Origin of the sequence: Paracoccus isoporae, from assembly GCF_900101865.1 — a bacterium.
Classification (GTDB): Bacteria; Pseudomonadota; Alphaproteobacteria; order Rhodobacterales; family Rhodobacteraceae; genus Paracoccus; species Paracoccus isoporae.
Map to the genome: position 1 here is coordinate 73383 of NZ_FNAH01000007.1, position 12826 is coordinate 86208.

Sequence of the window (12826 nt, forward strand, 5' to 3'; positions counted from 1 at the left end):
ACCTGACAGCGAGGCCGCCATGACCGAACCCAACACGCAGACGGAACGCGCCGGGGACCGCTATGCGCGGGAGCTGGAGCGGCATCTCGACTGGCTGGACACCTTCACCTCGACCGCGCTCGGGGTGCTGTCGGCGGCATCGGGGATCTATACCTATCTGGGTGTGCGCACGCTGCTGGATGATCCGGGGATGTGGACGACCTTCGCGGCGCTTGCCTATTCCATCGCCGTCTCGGTCGGGATCTTCGTGTTCTGGTCCTACATGCTGCGGCTGCTGCCCGCCGTGCGAAGTGCTGCCTCCCGCGTCGGGCTGTTGCTGGCAATGGTTCTGGGCAGCGTCGCCATCGTCGCCATTTCGTCCTGGCTGAACGCGGCGGCCCTGGCGGGCGGTGCGGCGGTCGAGACGCATATGGCGACGACCGTTCAGCATTACCAGGCGTCGCTGGAACGCGCCCATTCCAACGCGGTGGCCGGTCAGTCCCTGTCGCGCGACGTGGCCCGCGTCCGGCAAAGCTTCAGCGATCTGTCCGAGCAGGAGGCCGGCGGCACGCTGTCGGGATTTTCCGGTCGGGGCGCGGTGTTCCGGGTGCTGATCCAGAAAAGCGCCGAGCTGGAGGCGCTCGAAACCCAGCTCAACGAGGTCGAGGGACCGATCGAGGCCACATTCGCGCAGGGCAACGCCATCCTGTCGCAGATGCGCGGCACCACGGTGGGGCCGGGCGCGCTGTCCGACCGCACCGTGCAGTTTTCGGAAGACGCGGTGGAACTGGCCGGGTTGATTACCCAGCTTCGCCAGCTTAATCCCGCGCAGCTCGTATCGCGGGCCGCGAACGATCTGGCCGAGGCGGTGGTGCTGCCGGAACTCGACGGTTCGACCGCCGCTATCCAGCAGGGCCAGTACAATACGATCAACTCTGTCCTGACGCTGGTCGCGCAGCGAGCCAACACGCTCTCGACCGCCGCGGCGGAGGTCGAGGCGCTGCCGCCTCCCGATGAAGCCGTCTATACACCCATGTCGGCCGCGGATGCGGTGATCGTCTATGCGGGGAATTTCGTGCCGGCCTGGGCGGGCGCGATTTCCATCGACCTGCTGCCGGCGGTGCTGGTCTTCATCATCATGGTGATCCAGGCGGCGATCCGGGGCGGACGCGGGGTGCATCACAGCGATGACCGCATGACCGTGGGCGAGCTGCGCGCTGCCCTGGCCGCGGCCGAGATCCTGCGAGAATATGAGGAGCAATCGGCTTCGCCCGCCCGGCGCGCGGGACGGCAAGCACACGTGCCGGATGTCACGGCGTCCCGCAACGGGCGCGACGCCGCTCCCGCTCCCCCGATAGCGCCGCCAGCACCTTCACCCCAGGCGGATGAGGGCGCGGATGGCCGCCCGCTCGGCCCGGAGCGGTGAGGATGGGGCTGCTCTCCTCTCCCGGCGCGGCGATCCGGCTGGTGCTGCTGTCTCAGGTCGTGCTGGCCGGTGCCATCGTCTGGATGGATCTGCGCGACAGTCGCGGCACCGCCGCGCCGGGGATGTTCGCCCCGCCGACGGACGGACCCAGCGTGCGCCCCTATCGCCCCGACCTGGGCCCGGCAGAGCCCGGCGCCCCGGCCATGCGGCCAATGTCGAGTGAACTGGACTTCTCGATCGTGGGCGGCGCGATCCGGCTGTCCGGGCAGATCGCAGGCGGCGATGCGGACCGTTTCGCCCGCTGGTTCGATGAAAACCGCCCAGCCGAGACCCTTATCTGGCTCGATTCCTCGGGCGGCTCGGTGGCCGATGCGCTCGCCATCGGCCGGACCATCCGCGCGGCGCGGCTGGATACGGAGGTGGCGGACGGCTCGGTCTGCCTTTCCGCTTGCCCCTATATCCTTGCCGGAGGGGTGAACCGTTCGGCCAGCGAGGGCGCGGTGGTCGGCGTCCACCAGCATTTCTTCGGCAAGAACACGCTGCTGCCTGCCTTCATGGCGGTGCGCGATGTCCAGCGGGCGCAGGCCAGCGTGATGGATTACCTTGGCGAGATGGGCGTGGATCTGCGGCTGATGAGCTATGCGCTGCGCACCCCGCCCGAAGACATTCACTTGCTCGACAGCGCCGAAATGACGGCGCTGAAACTGACAACAGATGCGGGCGCGGACCCCGCCTGACAGATCGGCGCGCATCGCCGCGCGGCTGCAAAAATCGGTTGCAAATATGAACTGAAAGGCCCATTTCCGGTCCGTGATGCCGGAATACGGCGGTTCGTTTCACCGAACCCCGCAAGCTTGTCGGGCGGGGCGGCGTTGGTGCAATCGATTGTTGCAGAACGGTTTTCTCTGCGTAAACTCCGGCAGGACTAGGGGCTGAGGCGGATTGATGGCGGTGATTTCCGATTCCACGCGGTTGATGCGGGATGAGGACAGCCCGATGCTCCTGCGCCTGTCGCGGGCGCTTGCGCGGCTGAAATCCACCCTGACCGTGATGAATGTGACCGCCCGTCCCGGCGACGAACTCAGCGGGCTCCTGGCCTGGCTGCGGCACGGGCTGGGGATGCGCCTCGTCATCGCCTGCGCCACGCGCGGCGAAAGCGGCGAGAACCTGTGCGGGGTGGAAAGCGGCGATGCGCTCGGACTGATCCGTACGACGGAGATGGAGGCGGCGGCGAAGGTGCTGGATTCGCATCTTCTCTGGCTCGGCTACGGCATGTCCGATCCGGTGCATGATTTCGGTTACTCCCGTGATGGCGAGGAGACATTGCGACGCTGGCGAGGCGATCTGGTGATCCGTCGGCTGGCCGGGGGATATCGGATCTATCGCCCGGACATCGTGCTGCTCTCTCATGCCGACATCCCCGGCACGCCTGGCCATCACCGCGCCATGGCCCCGATCGCCGAGGCCGCGATGGCGCTTGCGGCCGATCCGATGGCCGATCTGGGCGACGTGCCGGGCAGCGATCTGCCGGCCTGGCAAGTCTCCAAGCTGTATCTGCCGGCGCGGCCGGGCGGCACGGGCGATGGTCCCGTCCCCACGCTGACGGTCGAGGCGGCGCGGCGCGATCGGGTGACCGGCGTGCCGTTCGAGCGGATCGGTGAATGGTCGCGCGCGCGCCACGCGTCGCAGGGTCTCGGCCGCTGGCCGGCCGCGCCACGCCGAAGCTGGGATCTGCACCGCCTCGGCGCGATGCGCGAGGGCGACATGGCCGAGGGGCTTGCATCCGATCTCGTCGGCCTCGCGGATGATTGTGTCGATCTGCCGATGCTCTATGACGCGGCGGAGCATGTGGCGGCGGCGCTCGCGCAGTTCCCGGATGCCGAGGCCGTCGTGCCGCATCTGCTGCGCGCCGACACCGCGCTGCGCGAGGCGGACCGCCAGATCACCCGGAATTGCGCCCGGTTTCACGGCCACTGCATCAGCCAGAAGCGCCAGGAGATCGCCCTCGCCATATCCGAGGCGATTGGGCTCAGGCCCTATCTCTCGGTCAGCCCGCACCGGCTGGAGGCGGGCGGCTCGGCCGATCTGCGCCTGCAGATGGAGCCGGGCATCGCCACCCGGATCAGCGATATCGAGTTCCATCTGCCCGCGGGCGCGACAATCAGCGAACAGCGCATCTCCACTGCGCCCGGCGCGGCGCCGACCCCGAATTTCCGCCCCTTCTGGTCGCCGCATGGATGCCGGGCGGTGCTGCGCGCCGATGTCAGTTTCGATCTGCGCAGCCAGCGGCTGACCATCCCGGTTCCCGCCATCCCGGATCTGTGCATCGCGCCCTCTCCGCTTGTGTCCTTTACCCCCGCAGAGGTGCTGCTGACCCCGCATGCCCGCAGCGCCATGGTGCAGGTCTCGCCGCCAGGGTCCGGCCTGACCGGCAGCGCCGGGATCACGCTTTCGCAGACGGGGGACGAGGTCACGCTGAGCTGGCCGGAGGGCAGCCCGCCCGGTCACCAGCTTCTGCGCGGGCGGGCCGCGGACGGCGCACCGGGATTCTCCGAGACGCAGCTTGCCCTGCCGGACGGACACGGGGCCGGGATGGCCGCGCCGGCCATGCTTCGCGTGTTGTCGCTCGATTGCGCGCGCCCGCTTGGCCGGATCGGCGTGATCGCCGGTCGGGATCGCGCTGGGTTATGGCTGCAACGCCTGGGCGCGGACGCGCGAGAGGTGGAGATGGGTGGGCGGGTCGATCTGTCGGACCTCGATGCAGTTCTTCTGGGGGTCGATGCCGCGGCGCGGCGCGGGCTCGACCCTGCCGCGCTGCGCGATTTCGTGGCGCGGGGCGGCTATCTTCTGAGCCTGGAACACCGGGCCGAGGCCTGGAACGGGGCCGGCATCGCGCCTCTGCCGCTGCGCATCGGGACCGCGCCGGCGCGAGGCTGCGCGGTGGATCCGGCGGGGCCGGTCACGCTGCTTTCGTCCGATCATTCGCTGCTGACCGGCCCGAACCGGATCACGGCAGAGGATTGGGCGGGATGGGTCAGCCATCGCGGCCAGAACTTCGCGCAGGAATGGGATGCGGCCTATGAACCGCTGATCGAGCTGTCGGATGAACGCGGCACCGCGCAACGCGGCGCGGTGCTCTCGGCGCGGATCGGCCAGGGGCGGCACAGCCATTGCGTGCTGTCGCTGCCGCGCCAGATGGATGCGGGGATCCCCGGCGCATTTCGCATCTTCGCCAACCTGATCTCGGCCTGGTAGCGCGCGGGCGGGCTGTCCGTTTTCCGCCCCTGCCAGCCACCCCGGCGCGCCATGCGGGGGCGGTTACACCAGCCCGTTCCGCGACAAAAAGCCCTGCATCTTCCGGCTCTGCGCCTCGGTCAGCGGCCAGGCCGAGGGCGGGCGGGTCGGCCCGCAATCGCGCCCCATCGCCTGCAGGGCGGCCTTCACCCCGGTGACATTGGTGCCGTTATGCTCCTCGGCCCGGATATCCTCGAAGCCGCGCATTTCCTCGATCAGCGCATTGGCCTGGCCGTAATCGCCCGCCTCGAGCGCGGCATGGATCGCGACGGAGCGTTCCGGCCAGACATTGATGAGCCCGGAGGTAAAGCCGCGCGCGCCGACCGCATAGAAGCTGGGCGCCCAGACTTCGGCCAGACCGCCGACCCAGACGATCGCGGGATCGCAGGCGCCCTTGGCATCGGCCAGCTTCATCGGGTTCGGCGTCGCCCATTTCACCCCTTTGACCCCCGGCACGGCGCATAGATCGGCAATCGCCGCGGTGCCGATCGTGTCGTTGCGCAGATAGAGCATCATCGGCAGCCCGCCCGAGGCATCGGCGATGGCGTGCAGGTAATCGACCACGCCGCGAGGTGCTACGAAGGGATCGGGCGGCTGATGGATCATCAGCGCGGCCGCACCGGCATCGGCCGAGCGCCGCGCCAGCCGCACCGCGTCGCGAATGCCGCGTCCCACTCCGGCCAGCACCGGGGCGCGGTCGCCGACCATGTCGCAGACCGCCCCGGCCATGTCGCAGGCCTCGTCCGTGGTCAGCGCGTAGAACTCGCCGGTATTGCCGTTCACCACCGGCATATGCAGCCCGGCGCCGAGCGCGTGATCGATGATTGGCGCAAGCCGGTCTGGCGCGATCTCTCCGCCCGCGTCATAGGGGGTGACAAGAATGCCGGAAATTCCGGTCAATGCGTCGTCAAGGGTGCGTGTCATGTCGTTCTCCTCAAAATCTTACCTTTTCCGAGATTGCCTCCATTGGAAGCGCAACCTGCCAGGGACAATGCCGTCCGGCCGCGATCTGAGACCCGCGACATGCTCGGACCCCTCGCAGACCAGAGGCTCGCGTCCCACGGCGAACACCGCGGGAAATATCAGGAACTTTGGAGAAAAGCCAAGATAATTTGCTTATTCTCCGTTATTTCCTCGTGTGAAGTGAATGTCCGAACTAGCTAGAAGCCTAAATAATTAATTCTAAGATACTGCGGTTAATAAAGAATATCGCATATATCCTTGCCTCCATCCAGCCGCCGCCTGCCAAGTCGACTGGCGTCGAGGTCTCAATTTGTCCTATAAGTTTGCTTTTAAGCTCCCTTCTTGCGGGGATCGCAGCGGGTGCGGCAGCATGGACGCGGCATTGACCAACCGGAGAGAGGGCCAGGCGATGAAAGACAGCGTGTATCCGCAGAAGATACTTCTGACCGGGGCCGCGGGCGGGTTGGGGCAGGTGGCCGCGCGCCATCTGGGCCGGATGCTGCGGCGTGGCGATCTCGCCGGGCTGCGGATGGCAGACATCAACCCGATGGAGGAGGTGGAAGGAGCCGAGATCGTCCAGACCCCGATCAGCGAACGCGATGTCATCTTCGATCTCGTCGAAGATATGGACGCGGTGATCCATCTGTCCGGCATCTCGGGCGAAAGTGACTGGGCGTCACTGATCCCGTCCAACCTTGCGGCCACCGCGCATCTCTGGGATGCGGCCTTTGCGCATGGCACCGACCGGATCCTGTTTGCCAGTTCCAACCATGCGGTGGGGATGTATCCGGTCGAGCAGCGCATTGATGACACGGCCGCGCCGCGCCCGGACAGCCGATACGGGCTGACGAAGGCGTTCGGCGAACAACTCGGCGCGCTCTACGCGGTAAAGACGCCGGTGCGGTCCTTCTGCATGCGGATCGGCTCCTGCTTCGCGCAGGTCACCGCGCGGCGGCATCTCAAGACCTTCCAGTCGCATGCCGATTTCCTTCGCATGATCGAGACCGGACTGACCGCCGATTACCGGCACGAGGTGGTTTACGGCATTTCTGACAATGACGACAGTTTCTGGGATAATCGCAATGCCTTGCGGCTGGGATACACACCGCGCGACAAGCCGCAGGATTTCTTGGCGGAGGAGATCGACCAGACGGAGCATCGCCTTCAGGGCGGCGAGTTCCCCGATCTGCCGCTCAGCCGCGACTAGTTGGCCTGGTCGATGATCCGGTTGCGCACGCTGATGAGGTGATAGCCCATATACAGCTTGGCCAGCTCCGAGTCGCCGGCGCTGATGGCCTGAAAGATGTCGCGATGCTCCTGAATGACCTTTTCCTTGCGATTATCCGACCGCTTGATGGTGATCATCGACGCGATCCGCATCGTGCCCAACATGTCGGGGCGCAGGAACATGAGCTGTTTCTCGAACAGGTCGTTTTCGGTGGCGCGCGCGACTTCCAGGTGAAACTGGAAATCCGCCTCAAGCGCGTCCTCGCCGCCGCGCATCGTGTCCTCCATCACGCTCAGCGCGTGCGCGATGCGGCGGCGGTGGTTCTGGTCGATGCGCAGCGCCGCCAGCCGCGCAGCCTCCACCTCCAGCCCGCGACGCACCTCGTAGGCGCGCATATACTGGGCGATGCGGGCATCGTCGGTGTGATGCGCCATCTCATGGGGCGGCAGCCGGCTGACGAACGTGCCCGATCCGCGCCTTGCGTCGATCAGCCCGTCATTGGAAAGATGCTGCAGCGCCTCGCGCACGACCGGGCGCGATACATCATAGGTCGAGGCCATTTCCTTTTCCGTGGGAAGGCGGTCCCCGACCTTGTATTGACCTGTCGAAAGCTGGAGCAGGATCTGGGCGTAGATCTCGTCCGAGAGGCGCTTCTTGCGCAGCGGCGCGACCGAGACGCCAATATCCGGCGGGGGGGTGATCATGCTGACTCATGCGATGATTTGTCAATAAGTAAGCCTGATAGCCTGAAATTTGTCAATCATCACGCGAGGTAAAGCAATCATGTCAGTGAGCATCGTGCTGGATGCCCATGCGTCGGTCGGGGAATCCCCGGTCTGGTGCGACCGCCGTCAGGTCCTGTTCTGGGTCGATATCGGGGCGGGGGTGCTGCATCGGTTCGATCCGGCAACCGGCGAAGACACGGCCTGGCCGATGGGCCGCGCGGTGGCCTGCATCGCGCTGACCGAGGGCGACGACCTCGTGCTGGGGCTGGCAGACGGGCTGTTCCGCTTCGCGCCCGAGACCGGCGCGATGGACCGGATCGCCGCGCCGGAGGCGGATCGGCCCGAGAACCGCCCCAACGACGCGGCGATGGGCCGTGACGGCAGGTTCTGGTTCGGCACGATGAAGGCCGAGCCCGACGGTCAGCCCCGTGGCGCGCTGTACCGGCTGGACACTGATCTGAGCGTGCACAAGGTTCTGGACGGGCTGCATGTCTCGAACGGGCTCGCCGTCAGCCCCGATGGCAGGACGCTGTATCTCTCGGATAGCTGGTCGGAGGTCCGCCGGATCTGGGCGTTCGATATGGACGGGCAGGGCGGGCTGTCCGACCGGCGCGTGTTCTTCGACACGGCGGGCTTGCCGGGGCGGCCAGATGGGGGCTGCGTCGATGCGGATGGGTTCTACTGGTCGGCGGCCATTGACGGCGGCCGACTGCTGCGGATCGCGCCCGATGGCAGGGTCGCGCGCGAGATCGCGCTGCCTGTGCAGAAGCCCACCAAATGCTGCTTCGGCGGGCCGGATCTGGATGTGCTTTACGTCACCTCGCTTGGCGAAACGGACCCGTCGGAACATGGCGGCGCGCTGATGGCGCTGAGCCCCGGCGTCACCGGCCTGCCCGAGCCGCGATTCGACCTGCGCTGAACATCCGGACGCCCGCGCCATGATGCTCCGGGCCGGCCAGGATTCGGTGCATGGGCGCGGCAACCGCATGGCCGGTCGCCATTTTCATGTCGGTGATCGATGTCCTCAGGCCGACTCCCGCCGGATCAGGGAAAACCCGACATCGATGGAGGCCGGCCCCACAGCGTCGTCGCGAAAACGCTGCAGCAGCGCGTTGGCGGCTTCCTTGCCAAGTGCGTCGCGATCCACCCGGATGGTCGTCATGGCCGGGTGGGTGCGGGCGGCGAAGACTTGGTCTCCGAATCCGATGACGGCGATCCGGCCGGGCACATCCAGCCCCCGCGTCGTCGCCTCGGTCAGGATGCCGTGGGCGAACTGATCGGAGCTGCAGAACACCACGCCCGCCGCGAAACCCTGACGGTCGATCAACGCGGCCAAGGCGTCGCGGCCCTGGCCGAGCGTGGCGGTGCCGGCGGGATAGTCGATCCGCGTCACCTTGCTGCCGGTCAGCGCTTGGTAGCGGTCGATGAAACTGTCCCGGCGCCGCTGTGCCCGAATGTCACCGGCCGTCACCGTCGCCGCTTGTGCATAGCCCGCGCCGACGGCGAATTCCGCCACCTGGCGACCGACCTCGGCATGGGAGAACCCGACGCAACAATCGATCGGCGTCTCGGAGATGTCCCAGATCTCGACCACCGGAATGCCGGACCCGATCAGCATCCGCCGCGCCTCCGGCGTGTGGTGGATTCCGGTCAGCAGGATGCCGTCCGGCCGCCGGCTGAGATGAGCGATGATCGTCTCCTGCTCGCGGGCGGGGTCGAAGCCGATTTCCGAGGTCATGATCTGGTAGCCATGCTGGCGCATGATCTCTGCAAACCCGTGCAGCAGGCTGGAATAGACGATATTGGTGATCGACGGCACGAGGGCGGTGATGAGCCTGCTTCGCCGCGAGGCGAGCGCGCCCGCCACCGCATTGGGCACATAGCCCGTCGCCTCGATCGCCTCGCGGATCCGGCGCAGCGTGTCGGGCGAGACCTTGTCGGGATCGGAGAGCGCGCGCGACACCGTCACCTGCGAGACCCCGGCCATGCGGCCAACCGTAGTCATGGTGACGGCACCCCTGGCCGGGCTGCGGGGCTTGGCGGGTTTTGCGTTCGCGTTCATGGCCTTGGCATGATGGCGGGCCGGATCGCGGCCCGCAACCCTTGTCAGCCAGACGTGCCGGCGGCGCGCTCGCGCGACTTGCGCCGCGCCAGAAGGGCGGAGCCGATCACGGAGCCCAGGATCAGCACCCAGAGCAGCATGGCGATCCAGCTTTTCGTGAAGAAGATCGACAGCGTGCCGAAGCTTTCCAGCGATTTCACGAAATAGATCTCTGCCGAGGGGCCGAGGATGAAGCCGATGATGAACGGTGCCACTTCCAGCCGCAGCTTGACCATCAGCCAGCCGAAGATCCCGAAGATCAGCAGCGTCCAGACATCGAACATGATCCCGTAATTGATCGTATAGGCCCCGATGACGCACATCATCAGGATGACCGGGAACAGGATATGCTTGGGCACCGCCACGACCATCGCCAGCCAGCGAATGGCGAAATACATGATGCCGAACATGAAGATATTAGCGATCAGCATGGCGAAGATCATCGAGTCCCATGTCATCGGGTTGTTGCCGATGAACAGCGGTCCGACCTGGATGCCCTGAAGCGTGAATGCCCCGATCAGCAGCGCGGTGGTGGAATCGCCCGGTATCCCCAGCGACAGAAGCGGCACCAATGCGCCCCCGGTCAGCCCGTTATTGCCCGCCTCCGACGCCATGATCCCGGCCGGGTTGCCCTTGCCGAAGCTGTCCGGGTTCTTGGACGAGGTCTTGGTCGCCGTATAGGACAGGATCGAGGCCGCCGATCCGCCGACACCCGGCAGGATGCCGACGAATGTCCCGATGCCGGAGGAGCGCAGCAGGTTTGCGACCTGGCCCTTGAAGACCGACCAGGAAAATCGGGAATGCGCGCCGACCTCGATATCCTTGAGCGACTGTCCCTTCGGCATGCCGGCCTCGGCCCCTTCAAGGATCGTGGCCAGTCCGAACAGCCCGATCAGCACCGGCAGAAGCGAGAATCCCGATTCCAGCCAGTATTCCGTGCCGGGCGGGATCAGACGGTATTGCCCGTTGCCGCCATCGGTCACGTCATAGACGCCGATCAGGCTGATGAAGATTCCCAGAAAGCCCGAGAAGATCCCCAGCAGCATGTCTTCGGACAGCGCCGCCATCACGGTCAGCGCAAAGAAGATGATGAGGAATTTCTCGACATAGGAGAACTTGATCGCGAATTCGGCCAGGGCCGGCGCGAAGAAGAACAGGGCGGCCAGCGACACGAGGCCGCCGATCAGCGAGGCGACGATGCCGATGCGCAGCGCCTTCTCGCCCTCCCCGCGCTGCGCCATGGGGTAGCCGTCGAAGGTCGTGGTGATCGACGACGGCGTGCCCGGAATGCCCAGCAGGATCGCCGGAACCAGCCCGCCCGAGATGCCGCCGACATAAAGGCCGAGCAGCAGCGCCAGCCCGTTATCGAGGCCCAGCGAATAGGTCAGCGGCAGGCACACCGCGACCGCCATGGTGGCGGTCATGCCGGGGATCGCGCCGAAAATGATGCCCACCAGCGTGCCCGCAAAGATCAGGAACACGAACATCGGGGTCAGGAATTCGAAAATGGCCATGATCGCGGCTCCTTATGGCAGGGTCAGCGCGAAGACATAGGTGAACAGCCACCAGACAATGGTCGGGGCCACGACCGACACAATCAGCATCGGCACCAGGCCGCGCGCATCGCGCTCATGCATGTAGAGGATGCCGATCAGCGCCACGAAGGGGATCGAGCAGATCAGGAATCCCAGCCCAGTATTGGGCCAGAGATTGCCCACCGGCACCATCAGCAGGAAATAGACGATGGTCAGCACCAGCGTGCCGAAGAATCGGATCTTGTCCATGCCCGCAAGCGTCTCGGCCCACATCGCGCCCGCGCCGGTGATCGCGCGGCGGTGGGTCAGCAGGATGGCCAGGCCGAGCAGGATGAGGATCCCGCCGATCAGCGTCGGAAAAATCAGATGCGAGCGGTCGAAATCCACCGTCACGCGCAGCAATTCGGACATCGCGCCCCCTCCCGGAAAACAACAGGTCACATGCTGAAGCTTGCCGGGGCCGCGCATTGCAGCCCCGGCAAGCAATCGTCACTGGGCGGCGGGCGCCTTCAGCGATTCGATCACCGTGGCGTAGTCGTCGCGCTTCTGCTGAAGATGCGCCGCGGCCTCCTCCATCGGGCGGTAGTCGGGGATGAAGAACGCATCCAGCAGACGCTGGTTAAGCTCCTCGTTCTCGAACACCGTTGCCAGCGCCGTGTCGATCGTCTCCATCTGCGCCGGATCCATCTCCTGATTATAGATCAGGAAAAATTCCTTATCGAAGGTGAAGGGCTCCGATTCCGACATCGGCACGGTGGTCGCGGGAGCCGCGTATTGCATCATGTCCTCGCGGGTCAGATTGCCGACCCCGGCCTCCGGCCCCTGTTCCAGGGCCTCCTGCGTCGCGGTGATCCACAGGAAGCGCATGGCCTTCTGGTCGTCCTCGGGCAGCTCGGCGAATTGCTCGTTGGCCTGGATCGAGCCGTTGATGACATCGGCCAGCCCGTCGAACATGGCCTGGTTCTTGTCGGATTGAGAGCCGGTATTCACCGCGACGATGTTCTCCTCCGATCCGGGCGAGGCCATGCGCGCGGCATTGCGCATTGCCGTGAACCCGATCTCCGACACCCCGCCGGGCTGGATGGCCACCCGCACACGCTCGCCATCCCCGGCGGCCTGCAGCACGTCATCCATGCTCTGATAGGGCGAATTCTTCGGCACCAGATAGGCGTTGCCGGGATTGATGGTCAGGGTCGGGCCGACGACATAGCCCTCGAACGGATCCGGGTTGCCGGGCACCCCGTAAAGATTGGCCAGATAGGACTGGTCGTGATGCAGCATGATGGTGGTGCCGCGGCTGTCGCGACCCACGGCCTTGAAGGCTTCGGACGGGCCGACCGCGTCCACCTTAATGTTGATCCCCAGCTCTTCGGCCAGGGCGTCGGCCACGATCGAGGCCGCCTGATAGGTGTCGCCGCCGGTCGAGTTCGATCCGATCACCATGCGGACATTGCGTGGCAGATCCTGTGCCGATGCGGCGAAAGGCTGCGCGATCAGCGCGGTCGAGCAGGCGGCAAGCGCCATGATGGTTCTGCGGGTCAGCTTCATCTCGTTCCCCCTGAGCCGTGTCGAACG

The 12826-nt window shown here is 66.1% G+C and carries 11 protein-coding genes; 5 read left to right on the forward strand and 6 right to left on the reverse strand.

The window, feature by feature from the left end:
- Positions 1–19: 19 nt before the first annotated feature.
- The 3 genes from BLT73_RS11800 (at position 20) to BLT73_RS11810 (ending at position 4660) form a co-directional block, all read left to right on the forward strand.
- Entirely contained in the window at positions 20–1405 is a 1386-nt protein-coding gene (locus tag BLT73_RS11800) for a hypothetical protein (RefSeq protein WP_090524077.1), read from the forward strand.
- A gap of 2 nt (positions 1406–1407) precedes the next feature.
- Positions 1408–2142: a COG3904 family protein gene (locus BLT73_RS11805; RefSeq protein WP_090524078.1), complete on the forward strand. Its 735-nt coding sequence runs from the start codon at positions 1408–1410 to the stop codon at positions 2140–2142.
- Between the two features lie 208 nt (positions 2143–2350).
- Entirely contained in the window at positions 2351–4660 is a 2310-nt protein-coding gene (locus BLT73_RS11810) for a PIG-L family deacetylase (protein ID WP_090524080.1), read from the forward strand.
- Between the two features lie 63 nt (positions 4661–4723).
- On the opposite strand, the gene BLT73_RS11815 is transcribed toward BLT73_RS11810, so the two are convergent.
- Positions 4724–5623, reverse strand: a complete 900-nt coding sequence (locus BLT73_RS11815) for a dihydrodipicolinate synthase family protein (RefSeq protein ID WP_090524082.1) — start codon at positions 5621–5623, stop codon at positions 4724–4726.
- A gap of 448 nt (positions 5624–6071) precedes the next feature.
- Here BLT73_RS11815 and BLT73_RS11820 point away from each other — a divergent pair, with 448 nt between their 5' ends.
- Positions 6072–6869, forward strand: coding sequence for an NAD-dependent epimerase/dehydratase family protein (locus BLT73_RS11820; protein WP_176805065.1), 798 nt, complete (start codon positions 6072–6074; stop codon positions 6867–6869).
- On the opposite strand, the gene BLT73_RS11825 is transcribed toward BLT73_RS11820, so the two are convergent.
- The gene (locus BLT73_RS11825; RefSeq protein ID WP_090524086.1) at positions 6866–7594 is read right to left on the reverse strand and encodes a FadR/GntR family transcriptional regulator; all 729 of its coding nucleotides are present in this window, start codon (positions 7592–7594) and stop codon (positions 6866–6868) included. The two genes, BLT73_RS11820 and BLT73_RS11825, sit on opposite strands and share 4 nt — an antisense overlap.
- A 79-nt stretch (positions 7595–7673) precedes the next feature.
- Between BLT73_RS11825 and BLT73_RS11830 the strand changes: the two genes are divergently transcribed.
- Complete coding sequence (locus BLT73_RS11830; RefSeq protein ID WP_090524088.1) at positions 7674–8534, forward strand: SMP-30/gluconolactonase/LRE family protein; 861 nt, start codon at positions 7674–7676, stop codon at positions 8532–8534.
- Positions 8535–8639: 105 nt separating this feature from the next.
- Here BLT73_RS11830 and BLT73_RS11835 read toward each other — a convergent pair whose 3' ends face one another.
- From BLT73_RS11835 to BLT73_RS11850, 4 genes are all read right to left on the reverse strand, one after another.
- Positions 8640–9677, reverse strand: a complete 1038-nt coding sequence (locus BLT73_RS11835) for a LacI family DNA-binding transcriptional regulator (RefSeq protein WP_245727306.1) — start codon at positions 9675–9677, stop codon at positions 8640–8642.
- Positions 9678–9721: 44 nt separating this feature from the next.
- A complete protein-coding gene (locus BLT73_RS11840; RefSeq protein WP_090524089.1) occupies positions 9722–11230 on the reverse strand; it encodes a tripartite tricarboxylate transporter permease in 1509 nt (502 codons plus the stop codon).
- Positions 11231–11242: 12 nt separating this feature from the next.
- Positions 11243–11662, reverse strand: a complete 420-nt coding sequence (locus tag BLT73_RS11845; RefSeq protein WP_176805067.1) for a tripartite tricarboxylate transporter TctB family protein — start codon at positions 11660–11662, stop codon at positions 11243–11245.
- Between the two features lie 78 nt (positions 11663–11740).
- Positions 11741–12799 carry a type 2 periplasmic-binding domain-containing protein gene (locus BLT73_RS11850; RefSeq protein ID WP_176805069.1) on the reverse strand — a complete coding sequence of 353 codons (1059 nt, stop codon included), beginning with the start codon at positions 12797–12799 and terminating at the stop codon, positions 11741–11743.
- Positions 12800–12826: the final 27 nt, after the last annotated feature.